This window comes from Candidatus Krumholzibacteriia bacterium (assembly GCA_035649275.1).
Lineage (GTDB): Bacteria > Krumholzibacteriota > Krumholzibacteriia.
Genome location: DASRJW010000131.1, coordinates 1 through 24,261, shown reverse-complemented (window position 1 = coordinate 24,261; position 24,261 = coordinate 1). Strand labels below are relative to the sequence as shown.

Below are 24,261 nucleotides of genomic sequence, written 5' to 3'. Positions count from 1 at the left end.
CACTATCGTCCTCAACGGGCGGGCAGGGGCACTGCCCAAACCCCTTGGACGCCGGCATCAGAAAGCTGCAAGAACTGCGGGGGCAGTGAGAAACGCCTGCCCAGTTCGTGCATCCGGCAGCACGTGTTACGGGGGTGACGAGCCATTGGTCCGTTCGAGGGCGTAGAGGGTGTAAAAGAACGGGCCCGGGCGCGACAGGCCGAGGTTGGAGATGGACGTGGTGCGGAGCGGCGTCCAGCGCCGGTCGCGGCAGACATGGCCGGCAAAGCGTTCGCGCTCGCGGTCGCGGTCGATGACGAAGTCCACGGGCCCGAGATCGAGGAAGGCGCCACTCCGCAGCATCTCGTCGTATCCGAGCCGATTCTGGATTTCCTGCGCCCGCGGGTCGACGAGGCCTCCCAAGTCGACCACGTGCACGTGGCCGTAATAGCCGACGATGCCGATATCCGGTGTGGCCACCGAGGCGCGGCCTGGAGAGCGTGCCTCGACTTCCTGAACCAGCGAAACGAGAGCAGGGCGCAACGCCTGCGAGTACGCCCGCGTCGCTGGCAGGACGCGGAGCGCGCTCGCGGTGAAAGTCGCGACCAGGCAGAGAGCGACGAAAGAGACGGCGGCGCGGCTGCCCCCACCCCACACAGCGCGCCAGGCAATGCAGCCGAGAAGCGTCACCGCGGGCAACACCGGGAGCAAATAGCGCGGCTGCACCTGGACGTCGAGCCCCGCGTACGCCAGGACGAGGAGCAGAGCGAGGAGGACGTGCGGCGCCAAGGGATGGCGGAATGCACCGAGGACCGCTCTCGACCGCAGGCGGCGGAGTTGAACGAAGAGAGCAACGACGATGGCTACCCCTTCGACGGGATGGGCGATCCCGACCATGGCGAGCGAGCGCCGGAGCACCGCGATCCAGGCGAGAGCCGCCGGCCCGCCCGATTTCGCGCTCACCGTATCGGGAACGACATGCCCCACCTGCGACCAGGCGTAGAGTCCCCAAGCGACACAGGGCAGGAGGCAGAGCGGCAGCCACAATCTCAGGCGGGTGAAGCGCCCTGGCCGTACCAGATCCGCCGTGAAGAAAAGAAGTGGCAAGAGCGCAAGCTCGGGGCGCACGAGACAGACCGCCGCGAGCACGAGGCCGAGCATGGCGTCGCGCCCGCGGCTTGGGGCTCGCGCGCGGAGCTCGAAGGCAAGGAGCACGAGGAAGACGGCGCAGGTGGATTCCATGCCGTTCGGCGCGTGGCGGAGGAGCCACAAGTTCCCCGCCCAGGCGATGGTGGCGGCAGCGGCCAAGCTGCCGCAGAAGCGCCGTGCTTGCAGCGCGAACAGCCAGATCGAAAAGGCGCCGCAGGCGACGCTCAAGAGACGCGCCGCGATTTCCGTGGCGCCGAGTCCGGCGAGGAGGAGGAGCCAGAGCGGGCTCGTGGCGCCGAGCGAGGGCTCGCCAGCATTGAAGGCGAGCATTCCCTGCTCCCGCAGGTGGCGGGCGTACTGCAGGTGGATGAAGGTGTCATCCATGATCGAATCACGGTAGAAGAGGATCCCCACCACATAAACGAGGAACGCGAGGCGCAGCCACAGAGCTCCTGAAGAGGGCCGGTTCACCTCGATCCCTCCGACCAGGACTTCTTGCTCGGGCGGGGCGCCGAAGGCGGACCCTCGGTGCGTGCCGACCCGTCCTTCGTCGCCGCCGCCGCTACGACCTGGTCCAGAAGCGCGGCCAGGTTGCTCGCCTGCTCGGGTCGCTGGAAGACCGGCAGTGCTGCTCTTCGGTAAAGCCCGGCCAAGCTGCCGTCACGCTTCGCGGCCAGCAGCTGCAGAAGAACCGAGGCGATGGCTTCCGGATCGTCCGGTGGCGCGATGGCGCCACAGCCAAGGTCGCGGACGAGGTGGGCCGCCTCCGATTCGGGCACCAGGGCCAGTAACGGCCGCCCGGAGCCGAGATACTCGTAGAACTTCCCCGGGACGAGACCGACGTAACGCTCCGAAGTGTGCTTGAGGAGGACGAGGACATCGGCCCGCAGCATGGCGGCGATGGCCTCGGCGTGCGGCACGGGTCCGCGCAGCACCACGCTGTCTTGCAGGCCGAGCCGCGCCACCTCGGCATCGTTGTCCGATTCTCTCGCCCCGATGAGCTCGAGGTGGATCTGGCCACGGAGCTCGGGATGGCGTTGGTGCACCTGGGCGAGCGCTTGCAGCAGCCCACGGACCGAGCGCGTGAGCGTCAGCATGCCGGTGTGGGCGAGGCGGAGCGGTCCTTCCTTGGCGGGGGTGTACGCCGGCGAGCCAGCGAAGTCGTCGGGGTCGTAGCCGTTCCGGATCACCTGGAGCCGCACGTTGTGCGGGCTCCTCTCGCGCAACAGATCCCGCAGCCAGGTCGTGGTGGCGACGACGGCGTCTGCCGCAGCGAGTACCTCGCGCTCCAGGGACGCGTGTCGCCGGCGGTGCCAAGGAGTCGGCGGCTCCAGCAGATGCAATCCCACCCAGGGATCGCGGAAGTCGGCGACCCAAGGCTTCGCCGAGTCTTGTCGAAGGCGGAGCGCCACCAGATGATTGGTGTCGGGAGGGCCGCTGGAGAGGAGTGCGTCCGGCGGGTCATCGCGAAGTACCGCCTCTGCGGCGCGGAGCGCGAAGGGCAACCAGCCCACATAAGAGTCGGGGACGAGGAACCAAGCGGAACCGCGACGCAGGAGCGCGAAGAGCTGCGACGAGCGCCTCCCTGCTGCGTCGTCCCCACGCAGACGCCGCAGGACTCCGAGGCCGCTCGCGGCGGCAGTGCGCAGCACTCGTGTCTCCGGCGGCACGTCGGCGAGCAGCGACTCGTCGCGCATCCAGTAGTCCTCGGCACGGCCACAGAGCACCGTGGTGCGCCAGCCGTGCAGCCTCAGGTACTTGACGAACTTCGTCACCCGTTGCACGCCCCCGCCCCCCATGGGGGGAAAGAAATGCGAGACGAGGAGCAGGTGCTTCATGCTCGTCCCCGGCGGCGGAACGGCGCGACCCAGGCGAGCCATGGGGCGCGGTATTCGAGCCGCACCATGGCGTGCTCGCGGGCACCGAAGGCGGCCTTGAAGGCGTGGACGCCAGGGAGCCCGGCGCTGGCGCCGAAGTTGTAGAGGCGCGGTCCCTGCCGATCGAGACACGCGGCTTCGAGGGCGCGCCAGTGCAACAGGTTGTTCGGCGCGTCGCGCCACGCTTCGGGGCGCGAGACATTGCCCCAGTTCATGATCTGCCCGCCGCCGCGCAGGTTGAGGAGTGCCGCCACGGGCGTGCCGTCTCTTTCGGCCAGCCAGACGTCGACTCCCGGCGCACCTACGAGAGCACCGAATAGAGCGGGGGGCAGCGGGCGGCGCAAGCGCCAGCGCGGCAGCGCGGTGCGATAGAGCGCTACGTAGGCGTCGAGGAAGGCCGCATCGGCGCCCCGCCGCACCGTGAGCCCGGCCCGCTCGGCCTTGCGGATCTTGTTGCGATTCTGCGAGGTGAAGCGGTGCTCGAAGAGCGACTGCGGTTCCTCGGCGAGGTCGAGCACCTGGCAGCTCTCTCCGCTGGCATGCCAGCCGGGTGCGCCCTGCAACGCCGCCAGTGTCCTGCCGGTGAAATCGTGGAGGCGAACGAGGGCGACCCGTCGCTCTTGGCTCAGAGACCGCAAAGCAAGCCCGAGCGCTGTCGCAACGCTCTCGCTGCGAGCGAGGATGCCTCCGTAGGTCCCGAGAGGTCCGGCATAGAGCCGGAGGAGGCCGAAGCGGCGCACTGCGGCGAAGGCGCAAGCGCCCTGCAGGCTGCCTCCTTCGCGCGCGGCGAGAACGTAGGGCGTGCAGCGGAGCGCCTGCTGCAAGGCGCGCCACCAAGCCGTGCCCTGGAAGAAGGAAGCCTGCGCTAGGGACGCCAGCGCGTCGAGGCCATCGGGCCAGTCGTCCTCGTGCACCTGTACGGCGACGCCCGCGGTGGCGGCAGCTGGATCAGCGCGCATAGTGACGCAGGAGTTTGACCAGGGCTTCGACCACGTCGGCGATTTCCCTTTCCGTCATGGAGGGAAAGAGCGGCAGCGACAAGCAGCGGGAAGCGAAGAGCTCGGTGCGCGGCAGCGGCCGGCGCAGCGGCAGCTCGCGCCCCGCCGGCTGCTTGTGGTACGGGATGAAGTGGACGCTGGGTACGATGCCCTCGGCGCGCAGCGCCCGGGCGAATGCGTCGCGCCCCACCCGCAGGCGTTCGGCCCGCAACTGCACGACATAGAGATGCCATGCATGCGTCACGCCGGGGCGTGGCTGTGGCAGGATCAGGGCCTCCTCGCCAGCGAGCGCCGTCGTGTACGCCGCCGCCACCCGCTCTCGACCGGCGCGCAGCGCCTCGGCGCGCTGCAGCTGCGACAACCCCAGCGCTGCTTGGACGTCGGTCATGTTGTACTTGTATCCCGGTAGCGCGATCTCGTAGTACCAGCTGCCCTGGTCGCTGTAGCGCTTCCAAGCATCGCGTTGCATGCCGTGGTGTCCGAGGAGACGGACGCGGTCGGCGAAGTCGCCGTCGCTGCAGGCGAGCAGGCCGCCTTCGCCGGTGGTGATGCACTTGGTGGCGTAGAAGCTGAAGGCGGTGACCTCGCTCCAGCTGCCCACGGGGCGGCCGTCGAGAGCGGCACCGAAAGCGTGGGCGGCGTCCTCGACGCAGAGCAAACGGCGCGCGCGGGAGATCTCGAGGAGTGCCGGCAGCTGGCACGGCTGCCCGGCATAGTCGACCGGAATGACGGCGCGGCTGCGCGGCCCGAGCAAGGCTTCCACCTCGGCGGGATCGAGGCCGAAGCTGTCGAGCTCGATGTCCGCGAGCACGGGCTCGGCGCCGACGTGACGCACCACGTGCACCGTCGCCGGGAAAGTGAGCGCCGGCACCACGACCTCGTCGCCCGGGCCGATGCCGGCGGCGCGCAACGCCAGGAAGAGCGCCGCCGTGCACGAGCTCGCCGCCACCGCATGGGGAGCGCCGAGGTAGGCGGCGCAGGCGGCCTCGAACTCCGCGGTGCGCGGCCCGAGCGTCAGCCAGCCACTGCGCAGCACCTCGGTGACCGCGGCGATGTCGGCTTCGGAGAGCGCGGCGCGGAAGAAGGGCACGGGCGCGCCGCTCCGTACCGGAGGCCCGCCTTCGAGTGCCGGCAGGTTCGCCGCCATCTTTCCTCCGTGACTGAGAGCATCGCACCCGAAGCCGTGTTCGCCTCGCGATCCTGGGTCACGACCTCAGCGGATGACGGCCAGCGGCGTCACCTTCGTCCCCGCGTCGTTGCTCACGCGCACCAGGTAGACCCCGCTCGTGGCCTCGAAGAACTGTACGCCGCTCGTGCTGCTGCTGACCACGATGCGGAGGTCCCACGCCGGGACCCCCGGGGTGGTGATCAGCTTCTCCGAGACGACCTCGCCTTCCAGGTTGTAGATCGTCACCGTGGCGGGCAGGGTGACGTCGCCGAGGTAGACCGCGCCCTCGGTCGATGCCGCCCGCACCGGATTCGGGTACACCACGGCCTGCTCGATGGGAAGCAGCGGGCGGACGTCCAGCGCCGCCACGTCCAGCGTGGCCACGCCGGCCTCGGTGCCGATGTGCAGCAGCTGCGCCGCCGGATCGAAGGCGAGAGCGGTGACGTGCGGGTCCGGGAGCGGGGCCAGGCTCTGCTCGGGCAGGTAGAGAATGGCCCCCTGCCCTTCCTGATTGAGAGCGTCGATCGTCTCGCGGGTGGTGAAGGCGTCGATGACGAGGGCGCTCTCACGAGTGTCGATGCGGTTCAGCCCCTTGTCGGTGCCGATCCACAAATTACCGTTCGGATCGAGGAGCAGATCGCTGACGTTGAGGCTCAGCAGGCCATCGGCGGTGAAGGACTTGGCGCCGATGACGCTCTCCATGCTGCGCGAGGCCAGGTCGAAACGGAAGAGCCCCGCCACCGTCCCCACCCAGAGATCGCGGTTGAAACTGTCGTAGACGATGTCGTGATACTCCGCCACGCTGTAGTCGCTGTTCTGGAATCGGAGCTCCAGTGTGGAGAAGTTGTTCACGTTGGGATTGAAGAGGTCGTCGGAGTTGATCCACTCCCGGAGACCATCATTGCCGAGGTTGTTGACGCCAACGTAGGCGAACTGCCAGATCGAGTCGTCGCGGTCGAAGGCGATGGCGCCGACGGCGCTGCCTCCGAGCAGGTTCGACCGCAGGTTGAGGGTGTCGCTGCCATCGGCCTTGAGCACGTCCAGGCCGCCCGGTGTGACCGGATGGCCATCGGAGAGGAAGAAACGGTTGCCGGCGCCATCTTCGGCGATCTTCCAGTAACGACCGCCGAAACCGCCCTCGCCCGGCGCGATGTGATCCCACTGGTCGGCGGCATGGTTGCAACCCGGGTCACCCCGCAGCGCGTCCAGCGGCGCCTGCCCTTCTTGGACCAGATGGGTGAACCAGGTCGTGCCCGAGCGGTCGCGCAAGAAAGCCGAGACGTTCCCGGACGGGTTCGTCATGTTGGCCAGTACCGAGGAGTCGTTGCCGTTGTAGGTGCACCAGACGCCGGCCAAGGTACGACGCGCCACGCCGGAGATCTGCGTCCCCACCCAGAGGTCGCGGTTGCCGCGGTCGACGCCGATGCCGTGGATCGGGCCGAACGGGATCGAGCTCGGCTCGAGGTGCGCCCAGCTGCAGCCCTGCGCGGTGTTCCAGCTCTCCAGGAAGGCCCCTTCGCCGTTGTCGTTGATCTGGCAAGTCCAGAGGGTGTCCCCCGTGGCCGTGAGCGCCTCGAATCGCCGCGCCTCGAGCAGGAAGAATGGCGGTGGATTGCAGCGCGACCAGGCGAAGCCGTTGTAGGTCCACACATCCAAGTTGGAAGCGACGACGACGAGCGGGTGCAGCGGATCGGGTTGTCGGACCACCAGGGCATAGGACTCGAAGTCCGGCGTCGGCTGCGGCGATCCGGCCACGTTGCGCAGTCGCTTCCAGTACCGGCCCGCTTCGTCCCAGAGCTGGACGCCCCGGTTCGTCCCCGCCCAGATCTGTCCGTGCTGGCGCACCACCGTCTGCACCCGCGTCCCCGCCAGGCTGTCGGCCAGCACTTCCAGGTCGTGCGGCGGCAGCCGCCGGTAGCGGACGATGCCGTTCGACTGCGCCACCCAGACATAGAGCGAATCCACCGCGAGGTCGAGGATGTCGCCATCGGGGAGATCGACGCCGCGACGCCGGCTGGATTCTTCGTTGTACTCACCGACCTCGCCGGCCACATCGATCTGGGCGACACCGGCCCGCGTGCCGACGTACACCACGTCCTCGCCCCAGGGCGCGATGGCGGTCACCGAGTCCGAGAGCAAGCCGCCGCCGGGACGGAAGTTGGCGCCGAAGAAGTGCTCGTACCCGAAGCCTCCGGTTTCGGGGCGCAGCAGCGACAGCCCCGCGCCGCGCGTTCCCACCCAGTAGCGGCCGCGATCGTCCCGCGCCACGCTGGTGAGCAGGTTGGAACGCAAGCAGCGGCCTTCCTTGCAGCCCGCATCGGCGATCTGCTGGAACTCCCGGGTCTGCAGGTCGAAGAGGAGCAAGCCACCGTCGGTGGCACCAGCGAGGACGCCGCCTCCGGGGGCGAACTCCACGATGCGGCCGGCAAAGGTTTCCACCCTCCAGCCGAAGGGCACATCGGCCCGCACGGGCGCCTCGAGCACCCCGAGCGCGGCGAGCGCGCCGAGTGCAGCGAGCGTGACGGGCGGCAGGAACCGGGAACAGCGCACCAGGTTCTCCTCGTACTCTAGTTCTCGCCACGCACGTCCAAGTGGACGGCGCGACCTCGCAGCATGCTGCCCAGGGACTGGAGAATCAACCGAAAGTCCAGTCCCATCGACCAGTTCTGGACGTAGTGCAAATCGAGGCGCAACAGACTCTCCAGGTCCACTTCGTCGGGACGCAAGGCGCGCCAGAAACCCACCAGCCCGGGCCTGACGTCGAAGCGCACGCGCTGCCACTCGTCGAGCCCCGCAGCGGCTTCCGGTTCCAGAGGGTAAGTGCCCACCAGCGCCAGACGACCACGCCAGACGGCGATCCATGCCGGCAGATTGACGAAATCCGAAGGCGGCAAGCCCAGGGCATCGTTGACCCGCGGGAAGGCGAGAGGGCAGGCGTCGCGCCCGAGGCGGGTGCTGCTCTGGAAGAGCGGCCGGCCTCGCGCTCGGGCGGCGAGCCAGTATAGCACGCAGAGCGGCGTTCCGAGCACCAGGAACACGGTCGCCGCCAGGAGGTCGACGGCCCGCTTGGCGCCGGCGTTCACCGTGTACAGGGTGTCGCGCTCGAAGTGCAGCACCGGCACGTCGGCGAGGCGATCGACCCGCGCCCGATGGCTCAGGATGTCGGCGAAACCGGACACCACGGTGACGTCCACGGCGTGCCGGCGCAGGCGGAGCACCATGCGCGCCACCGCCTCGACCTGCGCCGCCGAGGGCGCCACCACGACCTCCTGGATGCGATGCTCGCGCACGACTTCGCTCAGCGCCGCGAGCGACCCGAGGGCGTGGGTGCTGCTGCCTTCCACATCCACGTGGCCCACCACGTCGAGCCCTAGCTCGGGCCGGGCGGCGAGGCGCGAACGCAGCTCCCGCGCTTCTTCCTCGCTGCCCACGATGGCGAGCCGGCGCAGGTCGAGCCGCATCTCCAGCACCTTCTGGTGCAGCGCCCGGAGCACGCGACGGAAGGCCCAGACGACGAGCGGCGCCAGGAGGAAGAAAAAGACGACGACCGCCCGGGAGATCAAGCGTTCCCGGGCGATGTAGGTCGCTGCCGCCATGACCACGACCGCCACGAACAGCGCCCGCGCCAAACCGAAGAGCTCGTCCGCCGCCGCGCGGCCGCGGTTGATCCGGTACTGGCCGGAGAAGTAGAGCGCGAGCAGCGCCACGATGTTGGTGAACACCCAGTAGTTGAAGTAGTTCTCCAGGGTGTACAGAGGATTGTGGAAACGCTCCGCCCAGAGAACCCGCAGGCCGTAGGCGCCCAAGAAAGCCAGGTTCACCGCCACGAGGTCGGAGAGAGCGAACAGCACGCGCTTGCTCACCTCGCGGTAGCGCTTGAGTCCATAGGCATAGCGGTTCCACTTCTCGTAGAAGCGCAGCAGCGATCCCAAGTGCGCCCAGAAGCTGCGGGACAGCTTCGGCTTCGCGCTCTCCCGCCGGTGCTCGTGCACCATTTCGGCTTGCGGGACGTAGTACACCTTCCAGCCCTGGCGCCCGAGGCGGAAGCACCAGTCCACGTCCTCGAAATAGAGGAAGAAGCGCTCGTCCATGCCGCCCACGTCTTCCACCGCGCTGCGCCGCACCAGCATGCAGGCGCCGATCACCCAGTCCACCGCCCGGGGCGTGGCGTGGTCGTAGTCGAGCATGAGGTGGCGGCGGATGACGCGACTGCGCGGGAAGAGCTTGCCCAGGAAGGTGCGGCGGAAGAGCAGTGTCTGCGGCGTGTAGAAAGAGCGGCAGGTGTACTGCAAGCTACCGTCGGTGTTGAGCAGCTTGGCCGCAGCCAGCCCCGCATCGGCATGGGCGTCCATGAACGCCACCAGCTGATCCACGGCCCCGTCGCGCACAACGATGTCGGGGTTGAGCACCAGGGTGTACTCGGCGCCGGCCGCTTCGAGACCTTGATTCACCGCGGCGGCGTAGCCGAGATTGCGACGGTTGGCGTGCAAGCGCACGGCGGGGAATTCCTGGCGCAGCATGGCCACGGTGCCGTCCCGGGAGGCGTTGTCCACCACCCAGAACGCGTGGCTGCAGTGCGGCGGGAAAGCCTGCAGCGACTGCAGACAGCGCCGGATCATCCGCCGCGTGTTGTAGCTGACGATCACCACAGCCAGGCGCGGCGCCCCGCCCGGGGCCCGCGGCGCCTGCAGCGCCTCCCGGCTGCCGGGGAGCGTGCTCATGCGCGCGGCGCCCGAGTGAAGCGCAGCTTCCACACCAGCCAGACAGCCTCCCAGATGATGCGCCGGCTCATCTTGGAAACGCCGATGCGCCGGTCTTCGAAGACGATGGGGATCTCCCGCAGGCGGAAGCCGAGCTGCCAGCAGTACCAGTTGACCTCGATCTGGAAGGAGTAGCCGTCGCTGCGGATGCGGGAGAGCGGCAGCGCCTCCAGCACCTCGCGGCGGAAGCACTTGAAGCCGCCGGTGCAGTCCTTCACCGGCAATCCGGTGACGACACGGGCATAGAGGTTGGCAGTCATGGAGAGGATGAGACGCCGCAAGGGCCAGTTCACCACGGTGACGCCCTTCAGGTAGCGCGAGCCGAGGACGAGGTCGGCTGTTTCGATGGCGCGAAGGAACTCGGCCAGGCTCCGCGGGCTGTGGGAAAAGTCCGCGTCCATCTCGAAGACCAGGGGGTAACCAGCGGCCAGAGCCCACTGGAAGCCGGCGATGTAAGCGGAGCCCAGGCCCATCTTGCGCGGGCGCTCCAGGAGGAAAAGGCGGCTGCAGAAGGCCGGCAAGCCGCGCACCGTGCGGGCGGTGCCGTCCGGCGAGTTGTCGTCCACCACCAGCACGTCGAGGCCGGGATCGACGGCCAGGATCTCCGCCACGAGGGGCGTGATGTTCTCGTTCTCGTTGTAGGTGGGAACGATGATGACACCGCGCCGCGCCGCACCCTGGGGCGCTCCGCTGCTGCGGGCCGCATCGGTGCTCATGCGTGTGCCTCCGGGCCGGCCGCTGCAGGCGGTGGCGCCGCCACCCGGCGGCGCCAGGCGCCGAGAGCCAGGCCGGCGATGCCCAGCGCAGCGGCGCCGGTCATCGTCAGTCCGGCGCGCAGCGCTGGATCGACGAAGACGAACTCCACCCGCGAGGTTCCCGCCGGCACCGCCACGGCGCGCAGCACGCAGTTCGCCGCCAGCACCGGGCGCGCCTCGCCGTTCACCCGTGCCCGCCAGTGCGAGTGATAGGCCTCGGCGAGGACGAGGAGCGCCGGCGCGCTCGCTTGCACTTCCAGCTCGACGCGGTTCGACGCGAAGGCCAGCACCCGCGCGCTGCCGGTGGCGTTCGCCTCCGGTGCCGGAACCGGCTCGGTTTCCAGGAAGACCTCATGCTGTGGATCGAGTTGCGGCAACGCCGCCACGCAAGTCCCCCCCGCCGGGAGCCGCCAGCGCCCCACCACCCAGGCCCGGGGCAGAGCCTTCAGATTGGTGTACACCGCGCCTCCGGGGCCGGAGTACGACGCTTCCGGTCCGCCCGACAGCGGCTCCGGCGTCACGATGTGCTGCACCGACAGCATGTCGACCACGGGAGAACGCGTGATGTGATCTGCGGCTTCGAGAAGCAGCTGCACCCGCGTCGGCTTCGCCGGGTGATAGCCGCCGACACTCGAGATGCCCTGCTCCATCCAGGCATTGCTCCGGAAGAGATCGCCGAGCGGCAGGATGCGCGGTGGCGCCGGAGCGTCGGGGTTGTGGTCGAGCAGGAAGCGCACGAGCCCAGCATCGAGCGGCGTCACCGCCCGTCGCGGTCCGACGCGGCTCTCCACCCCGGGCCAGGTGTGATCGGGTCGCACCATGCGCCGGTCCACCCAGGCAAGATCGAGGCTGGCCACGAGCGCCAACCCCGCACCGGCCGCCGCCAGTGGCAGGCGTCGCGACGCTGCCGCCGCGACCAGGCCGGCCTCGAGAAACAGGAACAACGCCACCCGGAGGCCATCGCCGCGGACGAGATCGCGGGCCACGGGCGCGTAGGCCGCCCGCAATGGCTCCGGGAGCCGGGGCGAGGTGGCAAGCCGCGACGCCAGCGTTCCGCCCCGCACGAGGGCGACGAGGAGGAGAAAGGCGGCGCCTGCGCCCGCGGCGAGGAGCAAGGTGCGCAGCGTCTTCGCGCTCGTGGGCCGGCGTCGCGCCGTGAGCCACGGGGTTTCCCCGAGGAGCGCCGCGAGGCCGAGGCCTGCGGCGATGCTCGTCGCCAGCTGGAAGAGCACCAGGATCATGACCGGGACCCGGAACTTGTTGAAATACGGCAGGTGCGCGTAGAGCAGATCGAAGAGCACCGGCATGTTCTTGCCGAAGCTCGTGAGGAGGGCGAAAACGAGGAGCACGGCGAGATAGAGAAGGAAGCGCCCACGCAGGAAGACGAAGGCAGCGATGGTGCCGAGGAGCGCGGCTTGCCCCAGGTAGTTCGGGAAATTGGTGAAGGGCATGTCGCCGACATAGGTGCCCTCGCCGTAACCCATGGCCGAGGGCAGGACGAAGGTGGTCGTTTCCGCCAGCGACAAGGACCAGCCGGTGGCGAATTCATAGCTGGCGCCCCCGCCTTCGGCACGACCGCGAATCGACTCCGGGGCGTAGCCGCGCACCGGCAGGAGGAGGACGGCACCGAGGGCCAACCCAAGGACGATGGCGAGAGCGAGACAGCCGGCGAAGGCGCGGAGCGCCGGGCGTTCGGTGCGCTGTCGCCAGCTCCCCAGGATCTCCACCGCGCCGTAGAAAGCGAGCAGCAGCAAAGCGTAGAACGCGATCTGCGGGTGGCCGCGCAAGACGAGCAGACCGAGAAGCAACGCCGAGAGCGCCGTCCACCCCAGGCGGCGCGAGGCATGCCGGAGCTGCAGCGCGGCCCAGAGCAACCAGGGCAAGAAGGCCACGCAGGCCAGCTTGCTCCCGTGACCGAACACGCCCATGGAGACGACATGGGGTGTGAGCATGAAGAGAATGCCGCCCACGAGCGCCGGCCAGAAGCTGCAGTGCAGGCTCCGCAGCAGGACGAAGACGCCGTAACCGGCGGCAGCGAAGTACACCAGCAACCAGCCGAGCGGCGGCATGAAGGGCAGGCGCCCGAGGAGCGAGAGCAGCTCCGCCGGCGGGAAGACCCATGGCGTGAACGAGAGGCTGGCGAAGCTCGGCATCCCCAGGAACAAGTAAGGATTCCACAGCGGGTACTCGCCGGCGGCGAGAGCGCGTCGTCCCGCCGCGGCGAAGGACGAGGGCGTGTCGTAATCGGCGGCGTGGAAGACGAGCCTTTGCCAGGCGATTTCGGGAAAGACGCAACCGAGGACGAGGGCGAGGAGCGCGAGGGCGGCGACATGCTCGGCCCAGGCGGGCCAGCGGCGACCGGCGGAGGCGGTGACGGCGGCGGAGGTGGCGCGGCGACCCGCGACCCGCGAGCGGCTGCGTCCCACGAACGAGGACCCCCCGAAGCACGGTGGACGACCACCCGGGCCGACGGCGCGGATGCTAGCACAGCGACGCGGCTGGTTGAAACGTGAGGCTCAGGAAGTCGGCAAGCCGATCCGGGAGGCGAGGCTGTGCACCGTTTCTGCCATGGCGTCCCAGGAGAAGGCCGCCACCGCGTCTCGCAAGTGCGGTTCCATGCGCTGCGCCCCGCCGGTGGTGAAGAAGCGCACCAGCGCTTCGCCGAGGGCTTCCGGATTCTCCGGCGGCACCACTTCCCCGGTTTCTCCGGGACGCACCGCCTCGGGAAGGCCGCCGACGCGCGTCACGATGGCGGGACGCTCGAAGGCCAGCGCGATCTGCACGATGCCGCTCTGCGTCGCGCTCTTGTAGGGCAGCACGACGACATCAGCGGCGCGGAAATAGACCTCCACCTCTTCGTTCGGCACGTACCGATCGACGAACCGTACCGCCTCTTCCAGCCCCAGCTGCGCGCGCAGCCGCTCGTAGGGTTCCTTCTCCGCGTAGAACTCGCCTGCCACGAGCAGCGTGAGCGGCACCTGCGCTCGCGCTCGTGCCACCGCGTGCAGCAGGACGTCGAGACCTTTGTACGGGCGCACCAGGCCGAAGAAGAGCACCACCGGACCCTGGACCCCGAGTCGCTGCCGGGCTTCGTCGCGCCCGACCCGGCCGCGGGCGAAGAAGGTGTAGGCCGGGTGCGGCGTCACCGCGTGCGGCCGGCCGGGGAAAAGTCGCGCCAGCCGCTCTCGATCGGTTTCGCTCTGCAGGATGAAGGCGTCGGCGGCCCCGAGACCGAGACGGACGAGCACCGTGTCCAAGCGCGAGGCCTCGTGCGGCAGCACGTTGTGACAGAGCGCGACGACGCGCACGTGCCGCCGCCGCACCAGGCGCGCCACGCTGGCGTAGGCCGGAGCGAAGAACGGATGCCACCACTGCAGGAGGAGCAGTTTGCAACCGGAATGCGTCACCGCCCGCGCCGCCCGCGGCCAGGTGTGCGGGCCGATGCTGTCGAGGAGCCGTTCCACCCGAAAGCCCTCGGGCGCCAGCGGCTCGGCGCTGGCATCGAACTGCGTCTGGCCGGGAAAGAGGAATCCCGGATACAGCCGGGTGAAGTTGATGCCCAAGACCGGGTGCTGGCTCGCCAGCGCGCGAGCGAGCAAGGTGGTGTGGTGCGCGATCCCGCCGCGATACGGATGGAAAGGGCCGAGCACCGCCAGCGGCCAGTGGGCTGCGCCCGCCGGGGGGAGAGAGGCATTCACAGCAGGCGCTCGCGGAAGCTCCAGGTCTGCCGCTCCGCTCGCCCCGCCGAGAGCATCTCCGCCAGGAGGCCCATGCTGCCGATCTGGATGCCGACGATGATGAAGCCGATCCCGAGGAGCATGAGGGGTCGCACGCGCAGACCGAAGCCTTGCAGGTAGCGCACCAGGAAGTAGATGTCGATGGTGAGCCCGAGAATCAGGAAGAGGAGGGCCAAACCGCCGAAGAAATAGAGCGGTGACCTGCCGCGGCGGGTCAGGAACATGACGGTGATCAGGTCGAAGAAACCGTGCAGGAAGCGCCGGGCCCCGAACTTGGAGCTCCCGTATTTGCGCGGCCGGTGCCGCACCGGGACCTCGGCGACGCGGAACCCTTCCCAGGCGGCGAGCACCGGGATGAAGCGGTGCAGCTCGCCGTAGACGGCGATGGCGCGCACCACTTCGGCGCGGTAGGCCTTGAGGCCGGTGTTGAAATCGTGCAGGCGCAGGCCCGAGAGTCCGGCGGTGACGCGATTGAACAGCCGCGAGGGCAGGCGCTTCGTCCATGGGTCGCGCCGTGCGCGCTTCCAGCCGCAGACGACGTCGGCGCCCCCTTCGAGCGCGGCCAGGAGCTGGGGCACCTCCGCCGGGTCGTCCTGCAAATCCGCGTCGAGGGTGACGACAAAATCGCCGCGCACCACTTGAAAACCGGCGGCGAGCGCCGCCGACTTCCCCTGATTGCGCCGGAACGACAGCACCTTCACCCGCTCCGGCGCCGCGGCGTGGAAGCGCCGCAGGATCTCCAGGCTGCCGTCGCTGGAGCCGTCGTCGACGAAGATCATCTCCCCTGCGTCGCCGAGCTGGGCGAGCGCCCCATCCAGATCCGCCTTGAGCTCCGGCAGGCTCTCGGCCTCGTTGTAGAGCGGGATGACGAAGGACAGCCGCATCAGCCGCGGCCCTCGTAGAGTTCCTGCGCCCAGGCGACTTCGCGGGGGATGCCGGTCTCCGTGGGCGTGCGGGCACGGAAGCCGAGCTCGGCGGCGGCGCGCCGCGTGTCGGCGTGGGTATGGTCGACGTCGCCCAGCGCCTTGGGCAGGAAGCGGGCCTCGAGCTTCTTGCCGAGGGCCGCCTCGATCAAGGCGATGACGTGTCGGAGCGTCACCGTGGCGCCGCCGCCGACATTGAACACGCCGTGCGGCTTGGCGTAACGCCAGGCGGCGACGTTCGCCTCCACCGCATCGTCGATGTAGGTGAAGTCGCGGGTCTGCTCGCCGTCACCGTAGATCTCGATGGGCCTGCCTTCGATGCCGGCGCGGATGAAGCGGTGGAAAGCCATGTCCGGGCGCTGCCGCGGGCCGTAGACAGTGAAATAGCGCAGGCTGACGCTGGAAAGGCGGTAGTTGAAGAAATAGAGATCGCAGAGCTGTTCGGAGGAGAGCTTGGTGACGCCGTACGGCGATACCGGCGACGGTTTGGCCTCCTCGCTCATGGGCAGCTGCCGGGCATTGCCGTACACCGAGCTCGAGCTCGAGTACACCAGACGAGGCAGCTGCACCGTCCGGGCCGCCTCCAGCAGCTTCTGCGTCGCTTCGATGTTGCAGCGGATGTAGATGTCGAAGTCCTGGCCCCAGCTCGCGCGCACCCCCGCTTGCGCTGCCAGGTGGAAGCAGCAGGCGGCGTCGGCGAGCAGGGCCTGCAGGTCGGTTCGGGTGAGATCAGCCTCGACGAGCTGGAAACGCGGCTGGCCGAGGGCATAGCGCAGATTGCGCCGCTTGAGCGCCGGGTCGTAGTAATCGGTGAACTCGTCGATGCCCAGGACGCGATGACCGTCGCGCAACAGCCGGTCGCAGAGGCTGGAGCCGATGAAACCCGCCGCGCCGGTCACCACCAACACGTCTTTCGCCATGCCCCCCTCCCGTTTCTCGCCGCCGGCGGCCTAGCGCCGCGGCTCCGGCTCCGGCGCGAGCAAGCTCTCCGCCCGGCCCGAAGGCGCACCGCGCCCGGCTCCCGGCAGCGTGTCCCGCTGCATGCGCTCGAAGTACTGGCGCAACCGCCGGCCGGGCTCGCCGGGATGCCGCGCTTCCCAGTCCGCCACCAGGCGCTCCGACTCGCCCTGCTGGCCCGCGCCCCAGTAGGCTTCGAGGAGCATCTGCTGCAGGAACTCGTCGTTGGGGTTGCGCTGGTCGAGCCGGCGCAGCGCCGGGAGAGCCGCGGTGAAGCGGCCTTCCAGCAGGTGCAACCGCGCCAGCTCGAAGAGAGCGTTGTCGTTCGTCGGGTCCTTCGCCACCAGGGACTCGAGCAACGACACCGCCCGGGACGAATCGCCGGAACGCATGGCTAGCCCCGCCAGGAGCAGCACCGCGGCCTCGTGCTGCGGCGCGATCTCGTAGGCGGTCTCGTAGCGGCGGCGCGCCACGCCGAGCCAGGACCGGCGGGCCGAATCGTCCGCGGCGGCCGCCGCCTCTTCCTCCGCATACCGCCCCAGTCGGATGAAGGAACCGGCGTAGTTCTGGATCAGGATCTCCTGGTTGCGGTCGCGGTAGACGCTGCGGTCGAGCTTGCCGTCGGGCCCGAGAATCCCGTCGAAACGATAGTCGTGGTCGACGTTCTTCTCCATCCGGGCGTAATCCACCCGGTCGCGCCCCTTGCTGTTGGTGAAGCGGAAGGCCAGTCCCTCCAGGACCAGGTTCGGCTCGAAGGGTTCCAGGGTCTCCTGCGGGACGGTGACGGCGAAGTAGATGGGGCGCTTGCTGAAGTTGTCCTTCAACAACTGGATCACCGCCAAGTCGCGGGGCTGGTACTCCTTCCCGGTCTGCTGGTAAAGCAAGCTGGCGTCGTAAACCAGGTTGTCGATCTGCGCGTCGTTGAGCGTGAGGGCCACCTTGGGCTCGTTGTCTCGCAATTGCTTCGGATACCAGGTGGTGTTGAGCAGGCTCAGATTGAGGACGCGCACATCCTTGCGGAAGCTCTCCACCTCCTGCTGGTACCAGAGCGGGAAGGTGTCGTTGTCCCCGTTGGTGAAGATGAGCGCGTTCGGCTCGAGCCCCACCAGCAGGTTGTAGCCGTAGCCCCAGGGGACGCGTTCGTGAGTGCGGTCGTGCTCGAAGTGGTAGCGCCCATAGAGCATGACGGTGAAGGCCAGGAAAAGCCCGAGGCCGCCGGCGTAGCCGAGGCGATCCCAGCGCCCTGACCCCTTGGCTCGTCCTTTCTCCTGGCGGGGCCCGAAGCACCAGTCGAGCAATGCCGCCAGGCCGACACCGATGAAGACACCGAAGAAATAGAAGGCTGGCGAGTAGAAGTAGTCCCTCTCTCGCACCTCCGCGAGCACGCCGTGGTGGCCGTCGGAGAAGTTCAGGAAGAGGATCATCCCGAGACTGGTGATGAGGAAGGTGCCGGCGAGGAGAACGAAGTTGCGGAAGCCACGCATCGCCATCGCCGCCATGCCGATCGCCCCCATCAGGATGGGCACGAGCGCCAGGTTCGTCCCGCGGGGTGGCCGCACCAGCTGGTACTGCTCGGTGAAGTAGCGCCAGAAATGATCGATGATCTGGAAATGCCAGCTCCCCTTGCGGATCAAGGGGTTGCTCGGTGGGTACTGCTCCCGTCGCAGCACCGCCATGAGGTTGCCCAAGGTTTGAGGATCGGCCTCGTCGATGGACGGATTCTGGGCGGAGCGAATGAGCAGGAAGATGTGGATCGTGATCCCCAGGAAGAAGAGCAGGGCCGCCACGGTGACGAAGCGGTGCCCCTTCGCCAGGCGGAGCATGAGCAGGAGCACGAAGAGGAAGAATGCCGCTGCCGCCGCTCCGCCCTTGAGAATCGAAGTCACGTAGAACAGGAAAAGCAGGAAGCCGAAGGAAAAGATCACGACGTCGGCATCGCCCACGCTCTTCTTGCGGAAAAGCAGGAAGAAGAGCGCCATGGCTGGGTAGACGAGCACGGTGCCCAGGTGAAAGCCCACGCACAACGACAAGAGATAAATGATGAGATAGATGTTGCGGGTGCTCTGCGGCACCGCCGGCTCGCGGGACCAGCGCAGGGCCAGCCAGGTCGTCAGTCCCATGACGAAGGAGGCGATGGCGTAGACCTCGGCCTCCACGGCGTTCGACCAGTAGGTGTTGCTCCACGCCGTGAACAATGCCCCCACCAGCGCGGCGCCGTAGACCACGCCTCGGTCCATCCAGGTGCGCGGCTCCCCCCGCAGTTGGCGCAACACCATGGTGACGATGAGGTAGAGCATGAAGATGCCGAGGGCGCCGAAGAGCGCCGAGATGAAGTTCACCTTCTGAGCGATGCTCAGTCCCGGAATGGGCAGCAGGGTGAACACGCGTCCCATCACCACGTACAGGGGCGTCGCCGGCGGGTGTGGGATGCCGAGGCTGTAGGCGCAGGTGATGAACTCGCCGCAGTCCCAGAAGCTGGCGCTTCCCGCCATGGTCTCGATGTAGGCCGCGAGGACCACGACGAAGAGCCCGAGGCCGATGCAGAGCCGCAGCTTGCGTTCGCTCACCAAGCACTCCCCACGCTAGCGCGTCTTTAGACTAACCGCTCTGGCCGCGGCAGGTTCCAGAGCCAAACGACGAGACCCCCGACCAAGTTGACGAGAAAGGTGAGCGTCGCCGTCAGGGCCAGCAGCGTCACCGCTTCTTCCCCCGAGCGTCCGAGGGGCACGAAGAGCACCGCCCCAGCCCACTCGCGCACGCCCCAGCCCCCGATGGAGAGCGGCAGGGCGACGAGCAGACCCAGGATGGGGATGACCAGGAAGAACTTGCTCAGGTCGGAGGCGTGCAAGTCGAGGCCCATGGCCAAGCCCACGCAGTAATGTGCCCCCACTCGAGCCGACTGGATGACCAGCGAGAGCAGGAACACTGCGCGCAGCACCGGCACGCGCTCGCCGTACTCCCGCAAGTAGCCGAGCAGCCGCGCCAAACGCGTGTTGATGGAGGGCCACGGCAAGCTGCGAAGCAGCCGTTCGAACCGAGCGGCGCTCGCCGGATGCAGCACCACGGCGGACAGACCCAAGATGACGAAGCTGCATGCCAGGACGAGGAGCGAAAGGAATCCGGGGACGTGCTCGCGTCCGAGCGAGCCCGCGGCGACGATCAGCGCCAGGGCGCAAAGCGCCGAGGCTCCCACAACACGATCCACGATCGTCGCTCCCGCGACGCGACCCAATGCTCCCTCGCTCCTTCCGAGTTTGAAGATCTTGTAGGCGTCACCGCCGAGATTCCCCACCCCGAGGTTGCTGAAGAAAAGGCTGGCGAAGTAGAGCCTGAGCAACCTCCCGCGAGCGACGGTCAGTCCCGACGCCCGCACCAGGGTGCCCCACTGTAACGCGCCGAGCAGGTTGCTGGCCAAGATCATGAGGAGAGGCAGCACGAGGGCTTCGAGCCGGGTCCGGGCCACTTGGGCCGCGAGCTCCTGGTAGGAGAACCGCTGCAGCACGAGCCAGAGGAGGAGGAGGGAAATCGTGAGTTTGGCTGCCCCCGCACTCCAGGTGCGCCACCGCGAAGGGCTACCGGTTGCGGTGCGCGTCCTTGCGTCGGCTGGCATTGGGGCATTCTAGGAACCCCCCAAGTCTTTGGCAAGTGCGCTCCGAAGCGAGGGTTACGCTCGCTTCACGGCAGCACCGGGGGACGCTGCGGTGTGCGCCTCGATGGCCCGCTCGAGGACCGCCTCTGTCTGGAGAGCCGCCTCCTCCCAGGTGAAGCGCCGCGCCCAGGCACGGGCGTTCTCTCCCATCCGCCGCCAGCGCTCCGGGTCGCGCAGCAAGGAGAGAGCCGCGACGGCGAAAGCGTCGGCGTCACCGAAGGGCACGAGAAGTCCGGTCTCGCCGTGGCGCACCGAGTCCACCAGACCAGGCCGGCGGCTGGCGACGACGGGTACGCCGCACGCGTTCGCTTCCACCACGGTGAGCCCCCAGCCCTCCTTCGGGCTGGGGTTCAAGAGCAGGTGGCTCGTCCAGAGCAAACGCACCTTGTCGCGATGCGGCACGTGCCCATGGAACTCGACGGCGCTTGCGAGGTCGAGGCGGCGCACGAGTTTTTCCAGGCGGGAGCGCTCCGGCCCGTCCCCCAGGATGAGGAGTCGCGCCTCGGGAAGCTCGCGCCGCACGGCGGCCAGGGCCCGCACCGCCACATCGGCGCGCTTGTAGCGCATCAAGCGCCCGACGTGCACCAGCGTCGGCCGGGGGTCGCGCGGCGGCGGCGCGGCGAGATCGTAGCTCGCGAAGTCGAGGCCGCAGTGCACCACCTGCAGCCGCTGCGGGTCGACGCCACGCCGTTCCAGATCCGCTCGCGTGCTGGCGGAAATGGCGATCCACCAGGCGCGCCGGAACAACCATGGCAAAGGTCGCTCCATGAGCCAGAGGTAGCTGCCGAAGAGCGGGTTCGTCTCGCGGAAGATGGTGGCGCCGAAGAGATGCGGCACCAGGACGACCAAAGGCAAGCGGGTGACGAGGGGCGTGTAGAAGGGGATCTTGTTCACGTCCTCCAGCACCACATCGTAAGCCTGGCGGCGCAGCTCGCGCTTCGCCGCCGCCAGGAGGGCGAAGTTGGCGTTCCACCACGCGCCTTGCCGGCGCACCGGAACGCCGCGAAGCTGCTGCTCCGTGGCGCAGCCCGGAAAGCGCGAGACGAGCAGCTGCACCTCGTGGCCGCGGGCGACGAGGCGCTCGAGGACGGCGTGCAGCTGCACCTCGGCGCCCCCTGCCCAGGGGCTCTCGAGATCGCGCCAGTTCAGGACGAGGACCCGCAGGCCGCCTCCTTCCGCGCCAGACAGCCGATGTTCATCCCGGTGTACAGCGGCAGCTGCGTGGTCGCGAGTCGCTGGCGCGCCCGCTGCAGCAGCGGCCCGAGCAACGGCAGCGGCGGCTGCAGTGGCAGCCGCACACCGGCCCGGAGCGCCGAGCGGCGCAGCACGCGATAGAAGAGGTTCGGCACGCACCAGGCGCCGTAGACGTGCACCGGCTCGAGGCCGGCGTCGCGGAGCAACTGCCGTAGCTCGCTGATGCCGAACTCCGTTTCCCAGCCGGCGAACCAGCGGTCGAGAGCGATCGCCACGTGCTTGAGGGGCGTGTAGTAGTGCCAGCGCTGCGGCACATCCACCGCCAGGATGCCTCCAGGTCGGAGCACCCGAGCATTCTCCTGCAGGATCGCCTCGGGGTTGCGGAAATGCTCCAGCAATCCCTGATGGAAGACGACGTCGAAAGAGCCGTCGCGGCAGGGCAAGCGGAAGGCGTCGCCGCGCACGCGATGCAGCGCCGCCGCCCCCGGCTGCTTGCCGATGAGGCCGAGGGCTCCGGGGCTGTAGTCGATCACCCAGACGTGGGCGCCGCGGCGCAGCAATTCCAGGCTGTCCCGTCCGGTGCCGGCACCGACTTCGAGGATGTGGGCGCCACGCGGCTCGACGAGGCGTAGCAACGCTTCGACGACGCGCCCGTCGGTGTCGTAGACGTCGGCGAGCTCCGGCGCGCTGGCCCAGAAGCGCTCCCAGTGACCCGGCTCGGAAGTCCTAGCCACGGGCGGCCTGGTCGGTGCCCGCGGCGCGGCGCACCGCCTCGCGGGCAATGCGGTCGAGGATGCCGTTCACGAAGGGGGCGCTCTCGTCGGTGCTGAACTTCCGCACCACTTCCAGGGCCTCGTCGATGATGACGCGCACCGGAACGTCCGGGAAGTGCAGGATCTCCGCCGTGCCCACCTCGAGGACACAGCGGTCCACCAGTGCCAGGCGCTCCAGATCCCAGTGCAGGAGAACGCCGCGCAGCAGCGCCGTGATCTCGTCGCGGTGCATGGTGACGGCCTGAACCAAACGCTCGGCGTAGGCCGCCACGTCAGCGCCGGCTTCGCGCCGCTCCACGTTGGCACGGAGCGCCTCGGCCCAGGGAATCCCGCTCTGGGCGATCTCGTAGAGCGCTTGCACCGCGACCTCGCGGGCGAGCCGCCGCTCCCGCATGCTTCACCTCTCGCGCTTCAAGCTCCGGAGCACGTGCACCATTTCGATGGCCGCCAGCGCCGCGTCCCAGCCCTTGTTCCCCGACTTGGCACCGGCCCGCTCCACCGCCTGCTCCAACGTGTCCGTGGTGAGGACGCCGAAGCTGACCGGCACACCGGTGTCGAAAGCGGCCCGCGCCACGCCCCGGGCGGCTTCGCCGGCCACGAGGTCGAAGTGCGGCGTCTGGCCGCGGATGACGGCGCCGAGACAGACGACGGCGTCGTACTGGCCGCTCGAGGCGAGCGTCTTGGCCGCAAGTGGCAGCTCGAAGGCCCCGGGGACACGCACGACGTGCAGGTCGTCCTCCGCGGCGCCGTGGCGGCGCAGGCAATCCAACGCGCCGGCGAGCAGGCGCTCGCCGATGATCTCGTTGAACCGCCCGAGCACCAGCGCCACCCGCAGTCCGCGCGCGTCCAGCGCGCCTTCGTACGTCCGCGGCATGATCATCCTCCGCTTTTCTCCGCTTTAGAGGTCTTCCAGAATGTGCCCAAGCTTGTCGCGCTTCGCCCGCAGGTAGGCGCGGCTGGCCGGGCCGGCGGGCATCTGGATCGGCACCCGCTCGATCACCTCGAGCCCATAGGCCGCCAAGCCCACCAGCTTCTTCGGATTGTTGGTGAGCAGGCGGATGCGCCGTAACCCTAAGTCGACGAGGATCTGCGCGCCGATGCCGTAATCCCGTTTGTCCGCCGGCAAGCCGAGCTTGCGATTGGCCTCCACCGTGTCCAGGCCCTGCACGTCCTGCAGGTGATAGGCGCGAATCTTGTTCGCGAGCCCGATGCCGCGGCCTTCCTGGCTCATGTAGAGGAAGACGCCATGGCCGTAGTCGGCGATCTGCTGCAGCGCGTGCTCCCGTTGCAGGCCGCAGTCGCAGCGCTCCGAGCCCAGAATGTCGCCGGTGAGACACTGCGAGTGCACCCGCACCAGCGGTGCCGCGTCGAGATGCGGCAGACCGCGCACCACGGCGGCGTGCATGGCCTCCTCGTAAGCGGCCTGATAGATGTGGATGGTGAACTCACCATAGCGCGTCGGCAGCGCCGCAGAAGCGACGCGCTGCACCAGCTTCTCCCGCCCGCGCCGGTAGGCGATGAGGTCCTTCACCGAGATCATGGTCATTTTGAACTGCGCGGCGATCTCGCGCAGGCGCGGCACGCGCGCCATGCTGCCGTCCTCGTCCATCACCTCGCAGACGATGCCGGCGGGGTAGAGACCGGCGAGGCGCGCCAGGTCCACGGCGGCCTCGGTGTGGCCGGCCCGGCGCAGCACGCCCCCCTCCACGGCGCGGAGCGGGAAGACGTGGCCCGGGCGGGCGAAGTCTTCGGCGCGTATCTCGGCGCGGGCGAAGGCGCGGATGGTCTCGGCGCGGTCGTACGCCGAGATCCCCGTGCTGGTGCCGTGGCGGTAGTCGACGGAGACGGTGAAGGAGGTGTTGTGGAGCGAGGTGTTCTCCGGTGCCATGGGTCCGAGGTGCAGCTCGTCGAGGCGCGAAGCCACGCAGGCCACGCAGATGAGGCCGCGGGCGTGCTTGCTCAGGAAGTTGATGTGCTCCGGCGTCACCGACTGCGCCCCGAGCACCATGTCGCCTTCGTTTTCCCGATCCTCGTCGTCGACGACCAGGACGAAGCGCCCGGCGCGGATTTCCTCGATGGCCTTCTCGACACTGTCGAAGTCGCTCATGCTACACCTCCTCCGCTCCGGCTCGCCCGCTGCCGCCGCGACTCGTCGCCCCGCCGAGCAGCTGCACCACACTCTCCCAGCTCAGGTCCTGACCCACGCTCTCGCCGCCTCGCGCCAAGTGCAGGACGTAACGGGCGAGCACGTCGGCCTCGAGGTTGACTTCGTCGCCAGGACGGCGTTCCTGCAACGTCGTGTGTTCCCAGGTGTGCGGGATGAGATAGACCTCGAAGCGCCC

At 68.7% G+C, this 24,261-nt stretch carries 19 protein-coding genes; all 19 read right to left on the bottom strand.

What is annotated here, in order from left to right:
• Positions 1-126: 126 nt before the first annotated feature.
• Entirely contained in the window at positions 127-1,599 is a 1,473-nt protein-coding gene (locus VFE28_13850) for a hypothetical protein (GenBank protein HZM17081.1), read from the bottom strand.
• Positions 1,596-2,966: a glycosyltransferase gene (locus VFE28_13845; GenBank protein ID HZM17080.1), complete on the bottom strand. Its 1,371-nt coding sequence runs from the start codon at positions 2,964-2,966 to the stop codon at positions 1,596-1,598. The genes VFE28_13850 and VFE28_13845 overlap by 4 nt, the downstream gene beginning before the upstream one ends.
• Positions 2,963-3,964, bottom strand: a complete 1,002-nt coding sequence (locus VFE28_13840) for a GNAT family N-acetyltransferase (protein HZM17079.1) — start codon at positions 3,962-3,964, stop codon at positions 2,963-2,965. The genes VFE28_13845 and VFE28_13840 overlap by 4 nt, the downstream gene beginning before the upstream one ends.
• The gene (locus tag VFE28_13835; GenBank protein ID HZM17078.1) at positions 3,954-5,150 is read right to left on the bottom strand and encodes a DegT/DnrJ/EryC1/StrS family aminotransferase; all 1,197 of its coding nucleotides are present in this window, start codon (positions 5,148-5,150) and stop codon (positions 3,954-3,956) included. Before VFE28_13835 ends, VFE28_13840 begins: the two co-directional genes overlap by 11 nt.
• Before the next feature lie 66 nt (positions 5,151-5,216).
• The gene (locus VFE28_13830; GenBank protein ID HZM17077.1) at positions 5,217-7,721 is read right to left on the bottom strand and encodes a two-component regulator propeller domain-containing protein; all 2,505 of its coding nucleotides are present in this window, start codon (positions 7,719-7,721) and stop codon (positions 5,217-5,219) included.
• A 17-nt stretch (positions 7,722-7,738) separates the two neighbouring features.
• Positions 7,739-9,892, bottom strand: coding sequence for a glycosyltransferase (locus VFE28_13825; GenBank protein ID HZM17076.1), 2,154 nt, complete (start codon positions 9,890-9,892; stop codon positions 7,739-7,741).
• Positions 9,889-10,647: a polyprenol monophosphomannose synthase gene (locus VFE28_13820; protein ID HZM17075.1), complete on the bottom strand. Its 759-nt coding sequence runs from the start codon at positions 10,645-10,647 to the stop codon at positions 9,889-9,891. The genes VFE28_13825 and VFE28_13820 overlap by 4 nt, the downstream gene beginning before the upstream one ends.
• Positions 10,644-13,112, bottom strand: a complete 2,469-nt coding sequence (locus VFE28_13815) for a hypothetical protein (GenBank protein HZM17074.1) — start codon at positions 13,110-13,112, stop codon at positions 10,644-10,646. The genes VFE28_13820 and VFE28_13815 overlap by 4 nt, the downstream gene beginning before the upstream one ends.
• A 90-nt stretch (positions 13,113-13,202) precedes the next feature.
• Positions 13,203-14,384, bottom strand: coding sequence for a glycosyltransferase (locus VFE28_13810; GenBank protein ID HZM17073.1), 1,182 nt, complete (start codon positions 14,382-14,384; stop codon positions 13,203-13,205).
• Positions 14,381-15,307 carry a glycosyltransferase family 2 protein gene (locus VFE28_13805; protein ID HZM17072.1) on the bottom strand — a complete coding sequence of 309 codons (927 nt, stop codon included), beginning with the start codon at positions 15,305-15,307 and terminating at the stop codon, positions 14,381-14,383. The genes VFE28_13810 and VFE28_13805 overlap by 4 nt, the downstream gene beginning before the upstream one ends.
• Positions 15,307-16,266: an NAD-dependent epimerase/dehydratase family protein gene (locus tag VFE28_13800; protein HZM17071.1), complete on the bottom strand. Its 960-nt coding sequence runs from the start codon at positions 16,264-16,266 to the stop codon at positions 15,307-15,309. Before VFE28_13800 ends, VFE28_13805 begins: the two co-directional genes overlap by 1 nt.
• Positions 16,267-16,296: 30 nt before the next feature.
• The gene (locus VFE28_13795; protein ID HZM17070.1) at positions 16,297-18,870 is read right to left on the bottom strand and encodes a DUF2723 domain-containing protein; all 2,574 of its coding nucleotides are present in this window, start codon (positions 18,868-18,870) and stop codon (positions 16,297-16,299) included.
• A gap of 26 nt (positions 18,871-18,896) precedes the next feature.
• Positions 18,897-19,913, bottom strand: coding sequence for a lysylphosphatidylglycerol synthase transmembrane domain-containing protein (locus tag VFE28_13790; GenBank protein ID HZM17069.1), 1,017 nt, complete (start codon positions 19,911-19,913; stop codon positions 18,897-18,899).
• A 54-nt stretch (positions 19,914-19,967) separates the two neighbouring features.
• On the bottom strand, positions 19,968-21,056 hold the full coding sequence (locus tag VFE28_13785; GenBank protein HZM17068.1) for a glycosyltransferase family 4 protein: 1,089 nt from the start codon (positions 21,054-21,056) through the stop codon (positions 19,968-19,970).
• A gap of 41 nt (positions 21,057-21,097) precedes the next feature.
• Positions 21,098-21,880: a class I SAM-dependent methyltransferase gene (locus VFE28_13780; GenBank protein HZM17067.1), complete on the bottom strand. Its 783-nt coding sequence runs from the start codon at positions 21,878-21,880 to the stop codon at positions 21,098-21,100.
• On the bottom strand, positions 21,873-22,313 hold the full coding sequence (nusB, locus tag VFE28_13775) for a transcription antitermination factor NusB (protein ID HZM17066.1): 441 nt from the start codon (positions 22,311-22,313) through the stop codon (positions 21,873-21,875). Before nusB ends, VFE28_13780 begins: the two co-directional genes overlap by 8 nt.
• 3 nt (positions 22,314-22,316) lie before the next feature.
• Positions 22,317-22,793: a 6,7-dimethyl-8-ribityllumazine synthase gene (gene ribE, locus VFE28_13770; protein ID HZM17065.1), complete on the bottom strand. Its 477-nt coding sequence runs from the start codon at positions 22,791-22,793 to the stop codon at positions 22,317-22,319.
• A gap of 24 nt (positions 22,794-22,817) precedes the next feature.
• The gene (locus VFE28_13765) at positions 22,818-24,026 is read right to left on the bottom strand and encodes a bifunctional 3,4-dihydroxy-2-butanone-4-phosphate synthase/GTP cyclohydrolase II (protein HZM17064.1); all 1,209 of its coding nucleotides are present in this window, start codon (positions 24,024-24,026) and stop codon (positions 22,818-22,820) included.
• A 1-nt stretch (position 24,027) separates the two neighbouring features.
• Positions 24,028-24,261: hypothetical protein (locus VFE28_13760; GenBank protein ID HZM17063.1), on the bottom strand; the 234-nt coding region annotated here is incomplete at its 5' end.

Excerpts from the sequence above, each read along its gene's own strand:
- nusB (HZM17066.1), bottom strand. The coding sequence starts at position 22,313 with ATGCGGGAGCGGCGGCTCGCCCGCGAGGTCGCGGTGCAAGCGCTCTAC.
- VFE28_13765 (HZM17064.1), bottom strand. The coding sequence starts at position 24,026 with ATGAGCGACTTCGACAGTGTCGAGAAGGCCATCGAGGAAATCCGCGCC.
- ribE (HZM17065.1), bottom strand. The coding sequence starts at position 22,793 with ATGCCGCGGACGTACGAAGGCGCGCTGGACGCGCGCGGACTGCGGGTG.
- VFE28_13790 (HZM17069.1), bottom strand. The coding sequence starts at position 19,913 with ATGCCAGCCGACGCAAGGACGCGCACCGCAACCGGTAGCCCTTCGCGG.
- VFE28_13800 (HZM17071.1), bottom strand. The coding sequence starts at position 16,266 with ATGGCGAAAGACGTGTTGGTGGTGACCGGCGCGGCGGGTTTCATCGGC.
- VFE28_13845 (HZM17080.1), bottom strand. The coding sequence starts at position 2,966 with ATGAAGCACCTGCTCCTCGTCTCGCATTTCTTTCCCCCCATGGGGGGC.
- VFE28_13805 (HZM17072.1), bottom strand. The coding sequence starts at position 15,307 with ATGCGGCTGTCCTTCGTCATCCCGCTCTACAACGAGGCCGAGAGCCTG.
- VFE28_13840 (HZM17079.1), bottom strand. The coding sequence starts at position 3,964 with ATGCGCGCTGATCCAGCTGCCGCCACCGCGGGCGTCGCCGTACAGGTG.
- VFE28_13820 (HZM17075.1), bottom strand. The coding sequence starts at position 10,647 with ATGAGCACCGATGCGGCCCGCAGCAGCGGAGCGCCCCAGGGTGCGGCG.
- VFE28_13825 (HZM17076.1), bottom strand. The coding sequence starts at position 9,892 with ATGAGCACGCTCCCCGGCAGCCGGGAGGCGCTGCAGGCGCCGCGGGCC.
- VFE28_13835 (HZM17078.1), bottom strand. The coding sequence starts at position 5,150 with ATGGCGGCGAACCTGCCGGCACTCGAAGGCGGGCCTCCGGTACGGAGC.